Source organism: Croceibacterium mercuriale, from assembly GCF_000802385.1.
GTDB lineage: Bacteria > Pseudomonadota > Alphaproteobacteria > Sphingomonadales > Sphingomonadaceae > Croceibacterium > Croceibacterium mercuriale.
In genome coordinates this window covers 2,024,381-2,045,709 of record NZ_JTDN01000001.1, presented here as the reverse complement: position 1 = coordinate 2,045,709, position 21,329 = coordinate 2,024,381, and the positions used below count along the sequence as shown (strand labels likewise).

At 66.1% G+C, this 21,329-nt stretch carries 13 protein-coding genes; 6 read left to right on the top strand and 7 right to left on the bottom strand.

Features of this window, described 5'->3' with window-relative positions; all coding sequences use genetic code 11:
* Positions 1 to 15 precede the first annotated feature (15 nt).
* Positions 16 to 2,136: a beta-galactosidase gene (locus tag PK98_RS09415; protein WP_235425446.1), complete on the top strand. Its 2,121-nt coding sequence runs from the start codon at positions 16 to 18 to the stop codon at positions 2,134 to 2,136.
* Positions 2,137 to 2,505: 369 nt separating this feature from the next.
* Here the strand turns inward: PK98_RS09415 and PK98_RS09410 are convergent, their stop codons facing one another.
* From PK98_RS09410 to PK98_RS09390, 5 genes are all read right to left on the bottom strand, one after another.
* Positions 2,506 to 6,414: a LamG-like jellyroll fold domain-containing protein gene (locus tag PK98_RS09410; protein ID WP_052208280.1), complete on the bottom strand. Its 3,909-nt coding sequence runs from the start codon at positions 6,412 to 6,414 to the stop codon at positions 2,506 to 2,508.
* 308 nt (positions 6,415 to 6,722) lie between these two features.
* Positions 6,723 to 8,324 carry an alpha,alpha-trehalase TreF gene (gene treF, locus PK98_RS09405; protein ID WP_039095978.1) on the bottom strand — a complete coding sequence of 534 codons (1,602 nt, stop codon included), beginning with the start codon at positions 8,322 to 8,324 and terminating at the stop codon, positions 6,723 to 6,725.
* Positions 8,325 to 8,878: 554 nt separating this feature from the next.
* Positions 8,879 to 9,559 (bottom strand): hypothetical protein, encoded by a 681-nt coding sequence (locus tag PK98_RS09400; protein WP_039095976.1) that lies wholly within the window; start codon positions 9,557 to 9,559, stop codon positions 8,879 to 8,881.
* 233 nt (positions 9,560 to 9,792) lie between these two features.
* The gene (locus tag PK98_RS09395; RefSeq protein ID WP_200884992.1) at positions 9,793 to 10,353 is read right to left on the bottom strand and encodes an NAD(P)H-dependent oxidoreductase; all 561 of its coding nucleotides are present in this window, start codon (positions 10,351 to 10,353) and stop codon (positions 9,793 to 9,795) included.
* 44 nt (positions 10,354 to 10,397) lie between these two features.
* Positions 10,398 to 11,405, bottom strand: coding sequence for a Rossmann-fold NAD(P)-binding domain-containing protein (locus tag PK98_RS09390; protein WP_039095973.1), 1,008 nt, complete (start codon positions 11,403 to 11,405; stop codon positions 10,398 to 10,400).
* A gap of 88 nt (positions 11,406 to 11,493) precedes the next feature.
* Here PK98_RS09390 and PK98_RS09385 point away from each other — a divergent pair, with 88 nt between their 5' ends.
* Positions 11,494 to 12,093, top strand: coding sequence for a TetR/AcrR family transcriptional regulator (locus PK98_RS09385; protein ID WP_235425445.1), 600 nt, complete (start codon positions 11,494 to 11,496; stop codon positions 12,091 to 12,093).
* A 91-nt stretch (positions 12,094 to 12,184) separates the two neighbouring features.
* Here the strand turns inward: PK98_RS09385 and PK98_RS09380 are convergent, their stop codons facing one another.
* A complete protein-coding gene (locus PK98_RS09380) occupies positions 12,185 to 13,291 on the bottom strand; it encodes a DMT family transporter (protein WP_200884990.1) in 1,107 nt (368 codons plus the stop codon).
* 186 nt (positions 13,292 to 13,477) lie between these two features.
* Here PK98_RS09380 and PK98_RS09375 point away from each other — a divergent pair, with 186 nt between their 5' ends.
* Positions 13,478 to 14,200: a SirB1 family protein gene (locus tag PK98_RS09375; RefSeq protein WP_235425444.1), complete on the top strand. Its 723-nt coding sequence runs from the start codon at positions 13,478 to 13,480 to the stop codon at positions 14,198 to 14,200.
* Between the two features lie 225 nt (positions 14,201 to 14,425).
* Here the strand turns inward: PK98_RS09375 and PK98_RS09370 are convergent, their stop codons facing one another.
* Complete coding sequence (locus PK98_RS09370) at positions 14,426 to 15,340, bottom strand: formylglycine-generating enzyme family protein (RefSeq protein ID WP_039096597.1); 915 nt, start codon at positions 15,338 to 15,340, stop codon at positions 14,426 to 14,428.
* A 218-nt stretch (positions 15,341 to 15,558) separates the two neighbouring features.
* Between PK98_RS09370 and PK98_RS09365 the strand changes: the two genes are divergently transcribed.
* Genes PK98_RS09365 through PK98_RS09355 form a run of 3 tightly spaced genes read left to right on the top strand, consistent with a single transcriptional unit; the run spans position 15,559 to position 21,316 of the window.
* The gene (locus PK98_RS09365; protein ID WP_052208278.1) at positions 15,559 to 18,366 is read left to right on the top strand and encodes a TonB-dependent receptor; all 2,808 of its coding nucleotides are present in this window, start codon (positions 15,559 to 15,561) and stop codon (positions 18,364 to 18,366) included.
* A complete protein-coding gene (locus tag PK98_RS09360; RefSeq protein WP_039095968.1) occupies positions 18,366 to 19,793 on the top strand; it encodes a sulfatase family protein in 1,428 nt (475 codons plus the stop codon). Before PK98_RS09365 ends, PK98_RS09360 begins: the two co-directional genes overlap by 1 nt.
* Complete coding sequence (locus tag PK98_RS09355) at positions 19,790 to 21,316, top strand: sulfatase (protein WP_039095966.1); 1,527 nt, start codon at positions 19,790 to 19,792, stop codon at positions 21,314 to 21,316. The genes PK98_RS09360 and PK98_RS09355 overlap by 4 nt, the downstream gene beginning before the upstream one ends.
* Positions 21,317 to 21,329 lie beyond the last annotated feature (13 nt).

The following is a 21,329-nucleotide window of genomic DNA, read 5'->3' as shown; positions in this document are numbered from 1 at the left end:
AAGGAACATCGGCAGATGCGTAACATGCGGCGTCACTTCTCCACGTCGGGTCTGACAAGCTTTGTCGCTTGGTCAGCTTTCGTCACGGTCTGGCCCGGCTTGATCCCCGTGCCAGTCGAAGCGCAGGAGGTCGATCGCACACCACAGTCGATCCTTTATGGGGTGTCGTATTATGACGAATACACGCCCGTTGATCGCATCGATGAGGACTTCCGCCTGATGAAAAAGGCGAACATCACGGTCGTCCGGATTGCGGAGTCGACGTGGGGGACGCTCGAACCGCAGCCGGGTGTCTTCGATTTTAGCCATGTTGACCGGATGCTTTCCGCGGCGCAGCGCTATGACATCAAGGTTATCGTCGGCACGCCAACCTACGCGATCCCGACATGGCTCGCACGTGAGTACCCTGATGTCCTGGTGACGAGGCCAGAGGGGCAGGCGAGGTTCGGCTATCGCCAGAACATGGACATCACCAACCCGGATTATCGCGCAGCGGCTCAGCGGGTCATCGAAAACCTGATTGCCCATGTCGCTGAACACCCGGCGGTGATCGGTTATCAGGTCGACAACGAAACGAAGGCTTACAACACCGCAGGTCCGAACTTGCAGGCTGCCTTCGTAACGGCGCTGCGGGCGAAGTGGGGGAGCCTTGACGAACTGAATGACGCCTGGGGCCTCGATTACTGGAGCAATCGGGTCAACCGGTGGGAAGACTTCCCATCGACAACCGGAACGATGAACGCGAGCGTCAAGAACGCCTTTGCCGAGTTCCAGAGAGGTCTCGTCACGGAGTTCCTCGCCTGGCAGACGGCGCTGGTGCGCAAGCACGCGCGCGACGACCAGTTCATCACCCAGAACTTTGACCTGGGCTGGCTACAAACGTCTTACGGTATCCAGCCCGAGGTCAACCACTGGTTGGCAGCGCGGCCGCTCGACGTCGCCGGCATCGACATCTACCACCCGTCGCAAGATGGCCTGACAGGTGTGGAGATTGCCTTCGGGGGTGATCTGGCACGTTCGCTGAAGGGTGGCGCAAACTACTACGTCATCGAGACCGAAGCGCAGGGGTGGCTGCAGTGGACACCCTATCCGGGTCAGCTGCGGCTACAAGCCTTCAGCCATCTCGCATCCGGCGCGAACATGGTTGCGTACTGGCACTGGGCCACAACGTCGAACGCGGTCGAGACGTACTGGCGCGGATTGCTGACCCAGGACTACCAACCGAACGAGATCTACCAGGCGGCGGCAGGGATCGGTGCTGACATCAGGCGCCTCGGGCCGACGCTTGCGGATATCGAAAAGAGCAATGACGTCGCCATCTATGTCAGCAATCGCGCGCAGAGCGCATTCGACTCGTTCAAGCTGCCAGGAAACATCGAATACAATCAGGTAATGCGACCCTTCTATGACGCGCTGTACAGAAGGAATATCGAGGCCGACATCATCTCGCCTGATGGCAACGTTGATCTGTCGAAGTACAAGATGATCGTCGTGCCGGCCCTGTATGCGGCAAGTGACGAGGAGATCGCCCGGCTTAACGCGTTTGCCGAAGCCGGCGGCCACCTGGTCTACACGTTCAAGAGCGGGTTCTCCGATGAGGATACCAAGGTGCGCTACGCATCGCAGCCCGGCGCAATCGCCCAAGCAGCAGGGGTGAGCTACCAGCTGTTCACCGAACCCAAGGAGGTCAGGATCACGCCCGGGGCCTACGGCCTCGCCGGAGCTGATCTGGAGGCGCGCTGGTGGATGGAGTTCCTGACCCCGACAACTGCCGAGGTGCTTGCCCGCTTCGAACACCATTCATGGCCTGATTACGCTGCGATCACCCGCAACGCTCATGGCAAGGGGGAGGTGACCTACATCGGCTTCATGCCGTCGGATGCGATGATCGAAGGCGTCCTGACCGACACTGCAACCCGCGCTGGCGTTGTCTGGCCAGAGACTGCCCGGTTTCCGCTCATCGTGCGTAGCGGCACCCTGACGAATGGCGACCGTGTCCGCTATCTGCTCAATTACTCGCGAGAGAGGCAGGATCTTCCTAAAGAGCTGGCCGATGGAACAGATCTTCTGACGGGTCAGACTGCCGCTTCCACGGTCGAGCCTTGGGGCGTGGCAATCCTGGAGAGTAGCCATTGAAGCTGATCGAGAACATGATGCTGAAGTCGTCACGGGTGTCATTGGTCAATTCTGAAGCGTACGACATTTCTGACTGATTGGCCGACTGTCGCATGTGCCCACGGTTACAAGGGGCCTGATACAGTCCACTTCTATTCTCCGAAGGTTAGACGCCGGTCACGTTGCTGCTAGGCTTTCGCGTATCGCCCAAGCCGTTCAGAGGCGCGACGAGCAGGACAGTCAGCTGTTCGGCGCATGTCAGGTCGGCGCTTGACAATGGGCGAGCTGCGATGACCGTCAGATTTTGCCGGAGGCGCGATGCGGACCCATGCACTGGGTGAGAAGCAGGGGCGCTTATGACCCCGCGCAGGGGTACGGCGAGCAAGAGGCTCACCGACCCACATTGATCCGGGACGCTATGACGTCACCCAGCCGAGCCTGGTTGTTCGCGGCCGTCACCTCGCGCGGAGCGCCATCCAATTCCAACCGCACTTGCATGCCACCATCGATGCCGCGTGGCAGCGTCAGGGCGATCTCGGTTGTGCGCGGCAACAGGTCCGCCGGGGCCGCCAGTGCCGGGAAGCGGGTACGCGCGAGCTCGTGGCCCGTGCTGTCGCTCGCAATCGCGGTGCCGGCCGGTGTGGGCTGCGCGCCAAGGGAGTGGGTCCGGACGCTCAGCCGGCGTCCGCGCAGCATCAGGTCGTCCGCCGACAGGCCGATGTCAGGACGGGTCGCGGGATCGTCATGCGGGCTGACCAGCGCGAAATCATACACCACGCTGACACCCGGCGGCAGGTCCAGCGCGGTGCCAACGCCGCGCTCCAGCGCCACCTGCTGTGTCGGGCCGGGCATGTCGGCCGCGCCGTCACCATCCGCATCGACGCCGCCCTGCATGGTCCAGGTGCCGGCTGGCAGCTCCGCTCCGATCAGCTGCGCCGCGATAGTGCGGGCAGACAGATTGTGCGCGGTCACGCGGAAGCGATCGCGGCCCTGCGGGAGGACCAGGATGCCGACATCTTCCGCCGCGAGCGGCTGGTCGAAGCGCCAGCCGACCAGATTGCCGGGGTAGGGCGCGTTGCGCCGATGCGCGACCCCGCCCAGCCGCGCGCGCTGCAGCAGCTCGCTGGGCAGGCTGACCCGGTCGGACCAGAAATGCGCCTCGGTCAGCACCGGCAGGCGCTGTGTGGTGGTGGCGACCTCCGCCTGCCACAGATCGGCCAGCAGGGCGGTATCGCCCGTCTGCTGCCAGCGCACGAAGCGGGCGAGGGCGGCATCGCCCACTCCGCCCAGATTGCGGTCCACCGCGCGACCATCCTTGCCGGCGCCGGCACCGGCGATGGTCTGTGCGATTGCAGCGCCATCGGGGACCCGTGCCAGCAGGTCGACATTGACGGCGGCGAGCGGGGCCACATCACCTTTCGCCAGGTTTCCCAGCAGCGGACGCAGGTAGCGGGCATCGCCTGTCCAGTCGTAAGCGGCCCAGAACAGATGGGACGCGTTGCCGACGCCGTTGCCCTGCGACCGATCGGTCACCCATTCGATCTCGGCCGGCAGGCGGAGGGTGCTGTCACGCTCTTCTCCGTGGGCCAGCCAGCCATCCAGCAGTGACAGCACTGTCTGCCGCACCGCCGGAGCACCGTTCCAGTTCACCAGCAGCAGCCCGGAATGGAAGAGGAGAAAGCCGAAGGGCCGTTGCCAGCCGAGCGTTCCCTCCCGGTAGATCTGCGAACCGCTGAAGTAGCTGCTCACCAGATGGCTGTGCCCGACCGGGTTCATCTCCACGAGCCGGTGATATTCGCGCGCGACCTGCATGGCGCGCTCGATCGCGGCGGGATCGCCCCACTCCATCTGCATCGCCTGCGCGACGGAGTTGATGCCTTCTTCGTAGGAATGCAGTTCATCGGTGGCGATGCGGCTGAGCCCGCCGGTCCACATGCCATTGGCATAGGTCGCATCCAGCAGCCGGCGGACGGAGGCGGCCAGTCTGTCGGGCTGCACGCCCATGGCGGCAAGCGGCACCCACTGGTTCACCAGGTCGGTATCGTCCGACAGCCCGCCGCCGAACTCGCCATTGTCCACCTGCCGCTCGTCGATCCACCAGTTCACGAAGCGGCGGAACAGCTTCAGCTGTTCGGTCTGCCAGTGTGCCCAGGCGGGCACGCCGGCGGGTGGCTGGGGTAGTGCGAGCGGCGCGTAGGGCTGTTCCGGGTTCTTCTCGACCCAGTAGGCGCGCGCGAGCGCATTGCCGGGATCGACGCGCAGCACATCCGAGATGTCCCGCTCGAACCGGGTCCACACGGGGAACAGCCGCTGGTTGGGCTGCTCCTCCACCAGGAAGGCAAGGTTGTCGCGCGCCTGCTCCAGCCGGTCGGCGACATGTTCGGCCTTGGCATCGGCCGCCGGCTTGAACACCAGGCGCAGGCGGGCACCTGCCAGCGCAGCCGCATCGAAGCCGGCGCTGCCTGCGCTGATCGAGAGCATCAGGCTGTGCTCGCCGGTCAGGATGCGGTCGCGCGTGTCGAGCCACAAGGTACGCGCCTCGCCCCGGTGGACGGAGACATTGATGTCCAGCAGGTCGCGCGCCGGCCACAGCGGATCGCGCACGCGGATGTTGAGCGGGATCAGCCCGCCTTGCATTGCCGGCCCGTCCAGCGCGGGCAAGTCGAGCGCGATGCCGTCCAGTCCTGCATCCATGTTCTGCCAGCCATAGGAGAACCGGCTGGGTGCCTCTCCCGGCGGCGGATCGCGGAAGTCCGCGGGCACCAGCACATGCACCACCGGTTGGGTTAGGGTGGTGCCGGCCTCACGCACATCGCGCGGCGCGCCGGCGGGCAGGGCGACAACGGTGCTGCGCTCAGCCGGCACGAACCGGCCGGCGATGAAGGCGCGGGTTTCGGCGAGCGCGGCATAGCGGCGCGGGTCGGCGCCGGGATCGATGCTGTAGCTGAGCGTCACCAGCCCCTGCGGCACCGCGCCGGGCGCGACATGATAGGCGGCGATCTCCTGGATCGGCGTCTCGGGCGTATCGTTCCGCCACCGGATGGTGCCGCCGTGCCGGTCCTGCGCCAGCTGCGTGGTGGTCCGCTCCACGCCCTCGCGCCGGCGCAGCAGCACGCCCGGTACATCGCCCGCCACCCGCTCGAGCGTGCCATGGGCGGCGCCGGTCAGCTCGATCCGGTTCCACGGCTCGTCCGGCAAGGCCAGGTCGTAGGTGCGACCACCTGCGGAATAGACGTTCCAGTCGGGCAGCTGGAAGTAATCGTCCCGGCCCGGCAGGCGAGAGCGGTTGTAGACGCCGGGCCAGGTCGTCTCCCGGATGCCGTCCGCCCCCCGCAGCATCTTTGCCTTCAGGTCCCGCGTATCGGCGAATTCGACCTTGCGGATGGCAGTGACCGGCGCGTCGAGCGGCGGGGGAGCTGCGTCCTGCCAGCCATGGCGCCGCAGCCAGTCGGCGCGGATCGCAGGATCATCCAGCGGCGGCAGGGCGGGTGTCTCGTTGCGCGCCAGCGCCGCGATCCCGGCATCATCCAGCATCCGGTCGTAGATGCGCAACTCGTCAAGATCGCCCGAGCGGCGGAAATTGTACATCGAGTGGACCTGGTACGGGCTGACGATCCGCTGGAACGGGCCGAACCCGAACAGCCCGGTGTCGTAGCGCGCCCGCCGGTCGGACGCGGCGACCTGCCGCCCGTCAATCCACAGCCGGACGCCGGCCTGCTCGTCCCAGGCGAAGGCCACATGCACCCAGGCGTCCGGCGAGGGCGCGGCCATAGGTGCGGACACACGGGTGCGGGCCAGGTTGGTATCCGTGACGAAGGCGTCGTAGCCTGCCCCGTTCCAGTCGATCCGCAGCCAGCTCATATCCCAGCTGGTGCCGTCCGCCGCGCCCACCCGGAACAAGGTCACCGGCGCCTCGCCCAACGGCGTGCGCGTGCGCAGGAAGAAGGACAATGTGCCGCGTTGGGCCTGGATGTTGCCCGGAGCCGACCAGGCGAGCGCCAGATCGTCATCCAGTGACAGCGCCGGCCCATGCGCGCCATCGGCCACGGTGGAAAGCCCGCGGGCAAAGATCGGCCGTGCTTCGCCGCCAGCGACCTGCGCGGTTCCTGCATCATCGGCGGAGACGGCGAACAGCAGGCCGGCGCCATCCTGCGCCCGAACGGCGGGCGTCAGCGCCACGGCGGCCAGCAGCAGGGCGATGCGAATTATCGGGATCATGGGCGTCTTGCGCATCATCAAGCTGTCGTCATCCTTGGCGGATGGCACCATCTCTACCCGCTCGCCGCCGGTCACGCGCATCAGCGGCTCCGCAGTTGTACCGCAGCCGGATCTACCGGCCCAGACGACCCGCTGCAGGCGGACAGGACCAGCATGGCCGTGCCAAGACATGCACGTGTCATCAGTTCCCGCACGCCAGCGCATCCTTCAGGCAGTTGATGTCCCGACCGGGCATCCGAGCCAGGGAAAATCCAGCCGTTTGTTGTGCATCTGCCAGGCGGTTGCAAGGCGCTTCATCGTCCGGACACCCGTCCAGGCATCCGGATCCGCTTGGGCAAGATGTCTGTTGGTGAACGCTTGCATCGATCAGCCGGCAGCTGCTGCTCACATCATCGCGCGTACAGTAGACTGATCGCCGGTCGCTGCATGTCGCAAGCCGGGTTGCCTGCGTATCTTTCAAGGAGCGCGCTGGTCACCCCGTTGGTCCAGCCAAAGCCGTCCTGCGTCGGATATTCACCGCCGCCGCCGGGCGTACGCTCCTCCACGTTGTATTTCTCCAGCATCTTGCCCGTCTCGGTGAATGTCCCGGCCACCGTGTCCAGCCAGCGTCGGGAAACTTCGCAGGCCAGCGCTTCCTGCCCTGATCGTTCGAGTCCGGCGATGGCGATCCACTGCAACGGCGCCCAGCCATTGGGTGCATCCCACTGCTCGCCGGTATGCAGCGGGGTCGTGCGCAAGCCTCCGGGGGCCAGCAGGGTGCGGGTGACGGTCTGCGCCACCGCTGCAGCCTGTTCCTTCGTCGCGGCGCCGGCGAAAAGCGGAAAGAGCATCGCTGCGGAGACGCGCGGTGTCGGCGCTTGGGACACGCGATCCCAGTCGGCGAAGCGGTCCTCCTCCGGCATCCAGAAATAGCGCTGAAGCGCTGCACGCCGCTCGCCGGCCATCTCGGTGTACGCGGCGGCACAGGCTTGATCGTCCTGGGCAGCGCAGCGCCCGGCGATCTCTTCTTCCATGATCAACATCAGACTGTTGAGGTCCACCGGCACGATGTCGGTCGTGCGGATCGTCGACAGGCGTTGCGGATCGGCAAGCCAGCGACTGCTGTAGTCCCAGCCGCTTTCCGCGCCGGCACGCAAGTGACGGTAGATCTCCGTTGCGGCGCGCGAGGGGTCCTCCTGCGCAGTGGTCAGATCCTCGACATAGGATTCATCCCGCGGCAGCGGGTGATCGTCCCAGTAACGGTTGAGCAGCACACCATCCGGCATGCGCACGACGCGCGCACAAGCACCTGTCGCGTCGAGGCACGATGTGCCCGCCATCCAGTAGGCATGCTCCTGCCGCAGCGCCGCCAGCCGGCGTGCCGCCAGCACCGGATCCTCATCGTGCGACAGGTCCAGCATCAGGGCGAAGAAGGGTGGCTGCGAGCGGCCCAGATAATAGGTGCGCATGCCGTTCGGAATGTGTCCAAACCGCTCGATGGTGGCGGTGAAGTTGTCCAGCATGGCTTCGATCAGCTGCTGCTGTCCGTCCACCGCCAGGCCCAGCATGGTGAAATAGCTGTCCCAGTAGTACATCTCGCGGAAGCGGCCGCCTGGCACCACGTAACGTTCGGTCATCGGCAGGAGCGATCCGCCCGGTGTCGGCTCATCGGGCTCGCGCACCAGCATGGGCCACAGGTTGCGAATGTGGCGACGCAGAGTGCTGAGGCCCCGGTCGTTCACCCCCGGGACTTTGAAGTTCGCCAGGACGAAGTCTTCGAGTGCCACCGGCGTGTCAGGCGCTGTGCGCCGGTAATCGGCCATGATCGCCGCCGGGTCACGGCGTGGCTCCGCATCGGCAAATGTCTTGCCGTCGGGAAAGATGCGCTCTGTCTGGATCTGCTGGAACAGCTCGCCATAGATAGCTGCGGGTGCTTCCTGCGCCTGCAGCGGGACCGCCGCCAGCGTCACAAGCACGAGCGCCGCACCAAGAATCGAACGGCAGATCTGCATACGCCAGGTTCCTCCACATCCGGCGTTGCCGCCTGACCCTTCTTAGGCCGGTTGGCGCCAGCTCGTCACCCGCGACGGCAATCCCGGCTTCTGTCTGAGGCTACTGCCACCGGCTTCCTGTCATCGCTATCGCCCACTTGGAGGTTGCCGTCAGGTACCCCGTTCACTGATGATCCCAGCGCCTCACCGATCAGGAACTCCAGCTTTCGAAGCTTGTTGCCGCCCTGCCGATGCCCATCAGATCGTCGCGCTTGACGTAGATCGGAGGGCCGGCGCTACAACCGAGAGCCTGTTCGCGGCGCGCAAGCCGCTGGATCAGGGTGCGTCCGGTCCTGCAGCGTGGCTCTCGGGACAATACCGGGCGTCATGGTTACGCCCGCAAACTTAGCGGCGGCCATCATGCTGCTGTTCGGCAGGATCGTGGGAGGCTCCTCGCCGTGCCGCCGCATGCATGGTCCCGATCCGGACGGGTAGGCCGGTTCCCCGCGTCCCGACCGCGGTGGTCGGGTGCCGCCGCCGCGACACGATGTCACGGCGGCGGCGCGGCTCGATCGTTACGGCTCCAGATTGTTGCTCTTGAGCGTGGTGCCATCGACGGCGAACTCTGCGTAACCGCTTTCCTTGATATCGTTGGTGGCGAGCCGCCCGTCGATGTCCAGCCGCAGCACATGCACGTCGCTGAACACGCCCGGCGACATCAGCCGCACGCCCGACCAGGCAAAGCTGCTGTAGATCTTGCCCATCGGGCCCTTCTGGGCCTCCATGAACGGCGCCAGGCCGGCAGCGTTCACCTGCGCAAGCGGGATGATGTAATCCGCCAGCTTGAACTCGGACGCGTCGCCCCCGGTGACCGTGATGTCGATCCGGCTCGGTGCCTCGAACTCGCCCGTCTGGACGTTCATGGACGTGCCGAGCAGCTTTCGCGCATCGGCAGGGTCCTGATACTGCACCGAGCAGACGGTCAGCTGCCCTTGCGGTTCGTCGTCGCTGCTGTCGATGGCCTCGCCCGAACTGAAGAAGGAGTTGATCTCGGCCACCTTGGCATCGGGGCCGAGATGCTGGGCGATGGCACGGAAACACACATCCGGTCCGTCAGCGATATTGAGCGCCGCGGCCCCTGCCACCTGGGGCCCGCCCTCCGCGCCCACCTGGGTGGCGGCGCCAGCGGCGGCATCGCTGGTGGCTTCGTTCCCCTCGCCGCAGGCGGACAGACCGAATGTTGCTGTGGCAACCAAGCATAGTGCGGCGGAACTTGATTTGAACATGGTGGCGTGAACCTCGGGTCGTGATGACCCCGCATCATAGTGCGCCAGTTCTCACGGTGTCGACCAGTAAGCGCGACGCCCCGGCCTGCGAGCTTCCTGCCACGCAGATCCGGCAGGGTAGGGCCGGAACTTCGTGGCAGAAAGCAGGGCCAGCTTGGTGGGTGTCGGTCATCGTCCTCGTGAGTGGAAATGACCACCGCCGATCACGACAAGCGCCTGGTGATGGATTGTGCCGCCTCGAGAGGGAGAGCCGCCGCGTCCGGGTGGTTTGTCGTGATCAGTTGCGACGTGACGACCGGTGCGCCGCAGAAGTCGAAGATGCCGTGCTCGATCTGCGTCTGCATCGCCTGACGGTATCCGCGTCTGGCATAGGTCGCTTTGTCGGCTCCGCCCAGTGCGACAAGGTGCACCTTCAGCTGATCGAGCTTCTTGACGATGCCAAGCTCGGCGTCCTCGTCGAATGCCCATCCGGATACGAAGACCCGGTCGATCCAGCCTTTGAGCAGCGCCGGCATCGACCACCAGTAGACCGGGTAGACCAGGATGAGGTGATCGGCCCGGTCGATCCGCCGCTGCTCTCTCAGCACATCATCCGGCGTGGGTCCGCCCGCAGCATAAGCTGCATGATCCGCCGGGCCGAAGATCGGGTTGAATCCCTCGCGCGCGAGATCGGCGATCTGTGCCGTGTGTCGGACGGCCTCAAGCGCCTGGACAATCGCAGCAGTGACGGCGCGGGTAAGAGAAGCGGCGGCCGGGTGTGCCATGACCACCAGCGAGTGGGTCCGGGGGCTCTCCTGCCCTTGGTCCGTCATGAGTATGGAAGCGTCATGATCTGTCCGCCCTCCTGCTCCAATCGTGCCAGATAGGCGGCGTGGTCGAGGACCTGATACGGGAAGAACAGTCCCGGCTGGGTGGCGGGTTTGCCGTCCAAGCCTGCCAGCCGTTCGAGCAACATGCTTGTCCCGAGCGCCGTCAGCGGCGCCGCTCCACCTGGATGAAACACGGCGTGTCGGCTGCGCAAGGGGGCACCCTGAGCGTCGGTACCGGTTAGTTCGATGATGATCTCGGTCGATTTCGCACCGCCCGCTCGCCGGCTCGAGCTGATACCGGTACCGATGGCGAATACGATATCGCTCGCCCCTGTCACGGCCGCGAGGCCGGCGATGTCGATGGACGAGAAGCCCGCAGCCTTGATTGCGGTTCCGTCGATCGCCCGGAATTCGCAGGCTGCATCGTCCCGCGTGCGCCAGACAAAGGCACCGTCCGATCTTGCAAGAACGGAGGGCATCACCCTGCCGAGGCGCTCGAAGTCTTCCGCGACCGCAGGGCCGCCCTGGTCATCCTCATCCACCAGCGCACCGATCCTGATGCTTTCGACCCGGGCGAAGGGTTCTGCACAAGCGAGCGTCGCGATGGTGGTGGCGCCGACCAGCCACTCATAGCCGAGCACAACCGCCGCGGCGTCCGGGCGCTGCATGTGGATCGCGATCTCGGGTGCAATCTCGTAGATGCCGGACGATATGCTGAGGTGCGGAACTCCGCGGGCATGGGCATAGCGCAATCCCGATAGCCGCTCGTCCGCGAAGAAGACCGCCACTGCACTGACAGGCCGATCGCCGAGGCCGAGATCCTCGGCGCGGGGGTCGATGACTACCGCCTCGGCATTGCCCAGAACGCTGGCCAACTGCTGCGCCCTGGCCGTGCTCCGACCACCGATCAGCAAGGGAAGTCCGGGATGCTGCGCCCGCAGAGCCTTGGCGGTGAGCCGACCGATCTCCCCGGAACCGCCCATGAGAAGGATAGGTGAGACAGACATTGACGCATCTCCTGCTGAAGCCAATAAGCTACGTTTCGTAGGAAGCAATAAGCTACTTTTGGTAGGTTTGGCAATCAGGTACTTCACGGTGTCCGGCACAAGCGACAATCTCCCCCAGGGCGGCCGCAGGCTTTCGAGGGCTGACCGCCGTCGTCAGCTGCTTGGCGCAGCCCTTGAAGTCATTCGGGCGGACGGTGCCGATCGTCTGACGCTGGGGCATCTTGCGACCTGTGCAGGTGTGTCGAAGCCGGTCGTCTATGACCATTTCGGCTCTCGATCCGGCCTGTTGATAGAGCTCTATCGCTGGATCGACACCGAACGCATCGATACGTTCCGCCTGGCCATGGCCGCCGCTCCCAAGGATCGTGAGGAGACGATAGCGTGCCTGGCCGATGCCTATATCCGCTGTGCGGCCGATCTTACCGGCGAGTTCCACATTGTCGGCGCGGCGCTGGCCGGAAGTTCGGAGAAAGCCGAAGTGTACGACGAACTGCTCGGCCACTCCGTTGCGATGTTCGTTTCCGTCCTCCGACCATTCTGCGACCTGTCCGGAAGCGCCGCCACTCGTCTCTGCACAGGTCTGGTCGGCGCGGGCGAAGCCCTGTCTGCCGCCATTGTCCGCGGCAAGATGGCCGAGGGTGATGCCATCGGGACATTCAGGGATATGATCGACAGTTCCCTGACCTGATCGCAGCAGGGTGTCCTCCGACGCGATCCACTCCGTCCAGGGCCGACCGATTGTATCAGGCGATCCAACCGCGCCAGCAGCGGTTTCGACGTCAGCCGCCTGTCCGGCGACCAGATCCACACCATCCTGAAAGACCTGACCTTGCAGGAGGAGTGCGCCGCAGCCTGACGCGCATGCACGGCCGGACTGACGGACCGGCAGCCGGCAGGATGCAGCCGTCAGGTGCTGCCCGGCGCGGTCGCGTCACGAGCCAGACCCCGAGGCTGACCAGGGCGAGCGCGGCCAGATTGTTCCAGCGCAGGATCGACTCGCCCAGGAAAACGGCGGACAGGCTGACGCCGAATACCGGCACCAGAAAGTTGAACGCGGCGATCATGCCGACGGGATTGTGCTTCAGCAGCAGACTCCACAGTGCAAATGCCACGGATGACAGCAGCGCCATGTAGAGCAGCAGGGCGCCGGATGCGAAGCCAAGGGCCGCCATGGACCCACCGGCCGTCAGTCCGCCCGCAGTCAGCAGCGCGCCGCCGATCAGCAGCTGCCAGCCCGTCATCACCAGCGGATCGATCCGGGCCGAGATGTGCTTCCCGTAGATTGAGGCAGCCGCCAGCACGAATGCAGCGATGGTGACGAACCCTTCTCCCAGCAGCGTGAAATCCAGCGTGAGGCGGCCCCCGGCGCCGAGATTGACCACGACGACGCCCAGGAACCCGATCATGCAGCCGAGCGCCTTGCGCGCACTCATCCGGTCGTCGGCATAGATCAGGTGCGCGATGCCGACGCTGAAGAACACGCCGGTAGCGTTCATGATGGACGATTTGACGCCGCTGGCATGGGCCAGGCCCACATAGAAGAAGACGTACTGGATTGCCGTCTGCGTCAGCCCCAGCAGGGCGACCCGGCCGGCATCGCGCACGCCCAGCGACAGGACCGGTCGGCCGATGGCGCCCGCCACCAGCAGCAGGATGGCCCCGGCCATGACGAAACGCCAGCCGGCGAACAGCACCTGGCTGGCGATATCCTCCGGCGGGATCAGCAGGAGGGCGTAGCCGCCTTTGATCGCGGGATAGGCGCTGCCCCACAGGAAGCAGCACAGGGTCGCCAGGGCGAACACGCCTGATCTTCGCTGGTAAAGCGCAGGGCTGTCCTCGTTATCCGCCACCAAGATGCCTGCCTTCCCGTCCGATCGAAGCATCATGAGGATGCAAGCCGCGCCCGTGCCGCGCCCCATCGCCCGGCGCAAGCGCGCACCTCCATGATTGTGACGGTCGCCCCGTGGCGGGTTCCCGTGTCCTCCTCCGATCCCCATCTTGGGCGCATGCATGAAGACCTGAACCGCCTCGGCCTGGTAGAGGAGGGCGAGATCGTCCTTGATGAGGCCGCATTGTCGCTGGCGCTGCCCGATCATCCGGGCACCGACCTCGCCCCGTACCACGACCTGCTCGATGCGATGGAGACGCGGCTGGATCTGGTCGGCGTCGAGGCAGAGACGCCTGCCGAGCGCGCCGAGGCCCTGGCCGCAGTCCTCGTCGGCGAGTTCGGATTTGCAGGCGATGCGGAGACCTATGACGATCCTGCCAATGCCGATCTGATCAGCGTCCTGGACCGTCGGCGCGGGCTGCCGGTGTCATTGTCCATCCTCTGGGTCGCGACTGCGCGACGGCTTGGCTGGAGCGCGGAGGTGCTCGATGTTCCAGGTCACGTGCTGGTCGCGATCGGCACGGAGGCGGCGCCGGTCATTGTCGATCCCTTCACCGGCGGCGTGCGTGTCGGGCCAGAGCGGCTGGCCGCGCTGCTGCAGACCGGTGGCGAGGTCGTGCACGTCGCTGCCATGCCGAACCGCGCCGTGCTTGTCCGCCTTCTTCAGAACCAGGCATCGCGGGCCGAACTGGCGGGCAAGGGGCGTCGAGCGCTTGAACTCTACATCCGCATGACGACCATGGCACCGGCCTATCCGCATGCATGGTGGGAACGAGCACGGCTCGAAATTGTCGATCAGCAGATCGCCGCTGCCCGTGCAAGCCTCAGCGCCATGCTTGAGATCACGCGCGATCCGGACCTGCGTCGCCGGGTGACGAACGCGTTGGACGCGCTGCCGACAGACTGAGCCTCCTCAGATCGGATCTAGGGCGGGACTTCGCGCACGCTCGGACCCGGCGACGTGCTGTTCATTCCGGCAGTACCGCATCGGTTCGATATCACGGGCGACCGAATGGTGCTGCGCGGCACGAAGCTGCATGTGAGCCAATAGGAGCATGGCACGGCCAAGCAGCTTTTCGAGCTGTGGTACTCGGCCGTGCTGGTCAGCGCCGGTCGTTGAGCAATCCGGTGATCAGGTCGCTCGTACCACGCAGCGAAACCCGATGTGCGAGGTGGAAGTATCGACAGTCTCGGGGTGACGGGCGGCTGGGCGATATCGTTGGCAGTAATTGGCGGCACACAGGTGCGATCCGCCCTTCAGGACCTTGCGGCCGATGCGGCGGCCAGGCTGCGCCGGATCGAAGCTGTCGCGCAGCCGTGCGCCCCGCGGATTGCTGATGGTGCAGCATGACCGGACAAGGTCGGAGGGGCTGCTCCACCAGTCCCGGGTCCATTCCCAGACATTGCCGATCATGTCGGACAACCCGTAGCCATTCGGCGGGAAGGTGCCGACGGGAGAGGTCCGCTCCCACCCGTCCAGCAGCTGGTTGTCGAACGGGAACCGACCCTGCCAGTAATTGGCCAGCATCGCGCCGTCAGGTGCCAGTTCGTCCCCCCAGGCGTAGTCGCGACCATCAATGCCGCCTTGCGCGGCAAACTCGAACTCCGCTTCGGTCGGCAGATCCTTGCCCGCCCATCTGGCATAAGCAACCGCGTCGCCATGAGCGATGTGGACCACCGGATGATTCCAGAGCTCCAGCGTGTCGAGATCGGATGATGGGCCGGCCGGATGGCGCCAGTCCGCGCCCAGCTCGAACCGCCACCATTGCGTCACGTCCCCCATGCCCACCGGCGCGGCCGGGCGATGGAACACCACCGATCCGGGATGTGCCATGTCGGGCGACATGCCGGGATAGTCGCGCGGATCGGGCGCAATCTCCGCCATCGTGCGATGGCCGGTGGCGGCGACGAAGCCGGCGAACTGCCGGTTGGTGACAGGTGCGGGATCGATCCAGAAGCCGTCCACCGCGACCCGTCGCGTCGGTGCTTCCTCCGGGTAGAAGCGGTCCGACCCCATGGTGAAGGTGCCGCCGGGAATCCAGATCATGCCTTCGGGCTCTGCCGCGAGCCGGCGCTTCGCTGAATTGCTGGTCGGCATCGTGGACGTCTCTCGTAACGCTGGCAGGTGCAAGCCGGACTGCCTGTTACACAAGCGGAACTGTTGTTGACCTGAATGCTGCATCGTTCAAGCTGCATCGTACCAAGTTGCGCCGAGGCGACCACGCCAGGTGTCATTGCAGACTAGACCGATTTTCGGGGGCATTGATGACATCGACCTTTTCGCGCGCCTGTCAGGTGCGCCGCAACCTTGTATCGCTGATCGCACTCGTCGCGGCAGGTGCGGGCGGCTGGCCGGGCACAGCCGGTGCCCGGGACGCCGTCACACCCGCGCCGGAGGCGGAGGAAGGCACGATCATCGTGACCGGCATCCGCTCCTCGCTGGAGCAGGCCGCGGATATCAAGCGCACCGCGACACAGGTGGTCGATTCCATCGTCGCCACCGATATCGGCAAGCTGCCCGATCCCACGGTGGCGGCGGCGTTGCAACGCGTGCCCGGTATCCAGGTGGTCAACGACCGCAACAACGAACTGGGCGGCGTCCGCATTCGCGGCCTCACCGACATCCTGACCACGGTGAACGGGCGGGAAGTGATGACCACGACCGGCCGCGACTTCGACCTGCAGGACATGCCGGCCGAAGCACTGAACCGGGTGGACGTGTTCAAGTCGCAGACGGTGGACCAGATCGAAGGCGGCGTGGCGGGGTCGATCGACCTGCGGCTGAACCGGCCCTTCTCCTTGGACGACCGGGTCTTCGTCCTGACCGCGCGTGGCAACTACGCGCAGAATGCCGATGCCGTGAACCCGCAGATCGGTGCGCTCGCCTCCGTGCGGACGGACACGCCGCTCGGCGAGATCGGCCTGCTGGTGAATGCAACCTGGTCGACCGCCGAAACGATCCGCGGGGCCAGCAACATGACGGAGCGGCGCTATTCCGGGCGGCCGCCGCTGAACCAGCCGGGCTACCTGATCCCGCAGGTGATCCAGAACATGCCCGATGTGGGCGAGGTCGATCGCGGCCAGATCAACGCCGCCCTGCAATGGCAGGCGACGCCGGAGCTGGAAGCCTATGTCGAGGGCTTCTACACCTATTTCGGCGCGACCACCGGCTTTGCCGGCTTCAATGCGCAGCCCTTTACCGACCGTACCCGCCTGGCGGAGGTGACCGCGGACGATTACTGCTTCGATGCGCGGGTGAACGCGGCCGGCACGAACCCGACCATCGTCAGCAATGCCGATGGCACCCGGACATTGCAGCCCTTCACCGTGGAGCGGGTGTGCAACATCACCAGCGCTCGGTTCGACAACATCGTCATCAACCAGAACAATAATTCGGAGGATCGCACGCAGGCAAACCGCCTGATCGCCGGCGGTCTGAAGTTCGCGACGGATCGCGCGACCGCCACGCTCGACGTCGCCTGGCAGACATCGGAGGAGGTGAACGAGACCTTCAATGCCGAGGTCGGGCAGCGCGTGCCTTCGGTGTTCATCGAGACCGATGTCGACAACGGCCCGGCCATGACCATCGATGCCGCGATTCCCCTCAGCGCGACCAACCTGTCGCTGCGCAACTCCATCAACCAGAACTACACCCGGGGGGATGGCGAGCTGTTCCAGGCGCGGCTGGATGGCGGTTACGAATTCGACAGCGTGCTGACGAAGCTGCGCGCCGGCATCCGCTTTGCCCGGCGGGAGGCCCGGTTCCAGAGCGTGCAGCAGACCAACACCGTGCAGTCGATCGGCTTCGGCAATATCGGCACGGCGACCGAGGCGAATGCCCGGCTCGTCTCCACCCTGCCGCTGTCTGCCGACTTCATCGGGGTAATCGGCGAAGCGCCGCGGCTGAATGGTGGGGCGGACTTCCTCGGCGCTGACTCCGCCTATCTACGCTCCGAACGCGGCCGCAACGAATTGCGGGCCCTGTTCAACCTGCCGCTGCAGGCACCCGCCTATGATCCGACGCGCGAGTTCGATGCGGAGGAGACGACCTATGCCGGCTATCTGGAGGGCACCTACGAGATCCCGCTGGGCGAGCTGACGCTGGACGGCGTGTTCGGCACCCGGCTGGTGCGGACCGACCGGACGATCTCCGGCTTCGAACGGGCAGGCACCATCTTCAACCAGGTGGAGGCGACCACCTCCGACACCGACGTCCTGCCCGCCTTCACCGCGCGGCTGCAGTTCCCGGCGGGGTTCCAGACCCGCTTCACCTATTCGCGCGCGATCCGCCGGCCGGACTTCGCTACCCTCAGCCCGACAGAGTCCCTGACGCTGGTGGGCAACGTCTTCCTGCTGAACAGTGGATCACGCGGCAATCCGGATCTGCGTCCGCAGAAATCCGACAGCTTCGACGTGACGGCGGAATATTACTTCGACAGCGGCTACGTCGCGGTCACCGGCTATTACCGGTCGATCAAGGACCGGGTCGTCACCGCCGCGACGCAGGAGGCGATCGCCGGGCTCAACTACCTGATCTCCAGCCCGCGCAATGTCGGCTCCGCCGACCTGAAGGGGGTCGAACTGAGCGCACAGTACTTCTTCGACTTCCTGCCCGGCATCCTGTCCGGCTTCGGCGCGCAGGGTGCCTTCACGCTGGCAGATACCGAGATCAAGGGAGACGATTCGCTGGCCGGATACGCCCTGGTCGGCGTGTCAAAGTACAATTACACGGCCGGGCTCCTGTACGACAAGGCCGGCCTCAGCGGCCGCCTGATCTGGACGCACCGGTCCGGCTACATCGACAGCGACAGCACCGGGGGCATCCAGTTGCGCCCGTTCGATCCGGCTCGCGTGAACGAGGCCTATGTGCCCGTGCTGCTGGCCAATACCCGTGCGGCCGGCCGGCTGGACTTCAGCGTCGGCTACGATGTCAGCGACAATCTGCGGCTGGATGTCGGCGGCACCAACATCCTGCGCAACCGCACCTCGATCTATCGCGGGGATCGGGCGATCAACTTCTCCCTGCTGGAGGACGAGACCGTCTACGCGCTGGGCGCGCGGGTGCGGTTCTGATGGCCGGGCGCAAGGGGATCGGCCGGCGCGCGCTGCTGCTGTCCACGCTACTGTTCGCCACGCTGCCGGGCCGTGCTCTGGCGCAGGCGGCACCGCCGCCGCCGGCCCGACCGGACATCGTGATCTTCATCGCCGACGATCTCGGCTACCTCGACGTGGCGCCCAATGGCAGCGCCGATGCGCGTACGCCCAACCTGTCCCGGCTGGCGTCCGAAGGGATCGGCTTCGACCGCGCCTTTGTCGCCTCGCCATCCTGCGCACCCAGCCGGGCCGCGCTGCTGACCGGCCTGATGCCGGCCCGCAACACGGCGGAGGCCAACCATGCGCGGCCCGATCCTGCCCTGCGCAAGCTGCCGTCCTACCTGCAGTCGCTGGGCTACCAGGTGGTCGCCTTCGGCAAGGTCGCGCATTACGAACAGACTGCCACCTACGGCTTCGACCACTCCGCCCGCGACACCTTCCACGACGACGGCGCCGTGCCGGAGGCGATCCGCTGGCTGAAGGCGCGGCGCGATCCCCGACCGCTGGCGCTGTTCGTCGGCAGCAACTGGCCGCATGTGCCCTGGCCGCAATCGGGTGACGGGATCGATCCCGCCACCCTGACGCTCCCGGCCCGCTCGGTCGATACACCCGCGACGCGGGGGGCGCGCGCATCCTACCACGCCGCCATCGCCCGGATGGATCAGGAACTGGGTGACGTGGTCGCGGCCACCGACGCAGTCTTGGGGCAGGACAGCGTGGTGCTGTTCACCGGCGACAACGGGGCGCAGTGGCCATTCGGCAAGTGGAACCTGTATGATGCGGGCACGCGCACCCCGCTGTTCGTGCGCTGGCGGGGCGTGACGCCGGCCGGAACCCGTACGCAGGCCATGGTCAGCTGGGTCGACATCCTGCCGACCCTGGTCGACGTGGCCGGTGGACCTGCACCGGAAGGGCTGGACGGGCAGTCCTTTGCCGCAGCCTTGCGCCCTGGCGGCAGCTTCGCCGGGCGGGAGGCGATCTTCACCACGCACAACAATGATGGCGACATCAACGTCTACCCGGCGCGTGCGGTGCGGACCGGCCGGTGGAAGTACATCGCCAACCTGGAACCCGGGCACGTGTTCACCACTCACACCGACCAGTATGCCCCCTTGGGCGGCGACGCCTACTTCACCAGCTGGCGGGAGGCGGCGCAGCACGATCCCGCTGCGCAGGCGATCGTGGACGCCTATTTCCGCCGCCCGGCGGAGGAGCTGTACGATCTGGAAAGCGATGCGGAGGAAACCCGCAACCTTGCCGCCGATCCGGCTCATGCCGGCACCGTGCGCCGGTTGCGCCGCATGCTGGCGGACTGGCGCCGCGAGCAGGGAGATAACCGCCCGGTCGCGGGTCGCCCGCATCTGGATGACAGCCCGGTTCCGCCCGGGCAGGGCGCCACGCCATGATCCGCCGCAGGCTCCGGCGCTGGCTGGGCATGGCGCTGGCGATGACCACGTTTGGCGGCGCGGCGCCCGCGGCTGCGCAGGACAGCCCGCCGCGGCGCCTCAACGTGCTGCTGATCCTGGTGGACGACCTGAAACCCGCCATCCATGCCTATGGCGATCCGGTCGCCATCACGCCCAACATCGACCGGCTGATCGCGCGCGGCACGCGGTTCGACCTGGCCTATGCCAATCAGGCGGTCTGCGCGCCAAGTCGCTTCAACCTGCTGACGGGCGCCCGCTCGACATCTTCCGGCATCTACGATTTCGGGATCAACCTGCGGGACGTCATGCCGCAGGCAGTCACCTTGCCTCAGTACTTCATGCGGGCAGGATACCACGCCGAAAGCATCGGCAAGGTGTTCCATACCGGCCACGGCACCGTGGGCGATCCGCAAAGCTGGTCCGTGCCGCCGCACAAGGATCATGTGATCGAGTATGTCTCCGCCGAGGCGCAGGCGATCGGCCGCACCAGGGAGGAGGCGCTGTTCGGCGACTTCGAGCTGCCCGATGGCGACGTATGGGACATCGCCGCCGCGCTTCCACGCGGGCTTGCCTGGGAACGGCCGGACGTGCCGGATGACGCCTATGCCGACGGTCGCAGCGCGCGCCATGCCGCCACCCGGCTGGCGGCGCTGGGGCAGAGCGACCGGCCCTTCTTCCTGGCGGTAGGCTTCGCCCGGCCACACCTGCCGTTCAGCGTACCGGCGCGATACTGGGACCTGTACGATCCCGCAGCTCTGCCCATGCCGATGCTGGACCACCTGCCCGAAGGCGCCCCGGCGCTGGCTGGCAAGACCGGCGGGGAGATCGCCGCCTACACTCCTGTGCCGCCGAACACGTCGGAGGCTGACTTCCCGGACGCACTGAAGCGGCAGCTGATCCACGGCTATTATGCGGGCGTCAGCTATGTCGATGCCCAGATCGGCGTGGTGCTGGATGCCCTGGCAAGTGCCGGTCTGGCCGAGGACACGATCGTCGTGCTGTGGGGCGATCACGGCTACCACCTGGGCGATCACGCCCTGTGGACCAAGCACACCAATTTCGAACAGGCGACGCGCATTCCGGTCGTGTTCGCCGGTCCGCAGGTCAGCGCCGGCGCCGCTACCGGACATCTGGCCGAGACCGTGGACATCTATCCCACGCTGGCGGCGCTCGCCGGCTTGCCCGCGCCGGCCGGGCCGCAGCCGATCGACGGGATCAACCTGGTACCGGTGCTGCGCCAGCCCGGCACCCGGCTGCGTGGCTACGCTTACCACACCTATCCCCGCCCGCATCACTGGGGTCAGGCAATCCGCACGGAGCGTTACCGCCTGGTCCGCTGGACGGACGATCGCACCGGCGAACGCATCCACGAGCTGTACGATCTCGTCGGCGATCCGCAGGAAACGCGGAACATGGCATCGTCAGAGCCTGCGATCGTTCGCCAGCTCGACGGCATCATCGACCGCCACCCCGCGCCTGCCCCGCTGCCAGTACGTGAATGATGGTGTCGTCATC

Bases quoted from the DNA above. Each gene is read 5' to 3' on its own strand.
- PK98_RS09415 (WP_235425446.1), top strand. From the start codon at position 16: ATGCGTAACATGCGGCGTCACTTCTCCACGTCGGGTCTGACAAGCTTT.
- PK98_RS09410 (WP_052208280.1), bottom strand. From the start codon at position 6,414: ATGCGCGTGACCGGCGGCGAGCGGGTAGAGATGGTGCCATCCGCCAAG.
- treF (WP_039095978.1), bottom strand. From the start codon at position 8,324: ATGCAGATCTGCCGTTCGATTCTTGGTGCGGCGCTCGTGCTTGTGACG.
- PK98_RS09395 (WP_200884992.1), bottom strand. From the start codon at position 10,353: ATGGCACACCCGGCCGCCGCTTCTCTTACCCGCGCCGTCACTGCTGCG.
- PK98_RS09390 (WP_039095973.1), bottom strand. From the start codon at position 11,405: ATGTCTGTCTCACCTATCCTTCTCATGGGCGGTTCCGGGGAGATCGGT.
- PK98_RS09380 (WP_200884990.1), bottom strand. From the start codon at position 13,291: ATGATGCTTCGATCGGACGGGAAGGCAGGCATCTTGGTGGCGGATAAC.
- PK98_RS09370 (WP_039096597.1), bottom strand. From the start codon at position 15,340: ATGATCTGGATTCCCGGCGGCACCTTCACCATGGGGTCGGACCGCTTC.
- PK98_RS09365 (WP_052208278.1), top strand. From the start codon at position 15,559: ATGACATCGACCTTTTCGCGCGCCTGTCAGGTGCGCCGCAACCTTGTA.
- PK98_RS09360 (WP_039095968.1), top strand. From the start codon at position 18,366: ATGGCCGGGCGCAAGGGGATCGGCCGGCGCGCGCTGCTGCTGTCCACG.
- PK98_RS09355 (WP_039095966.1), top strand. From the start codon at position 19,790: ATGATCCGCCGCAGGCTCCGGCGCTGGCTGGGCATGGCGCTGGCGATG.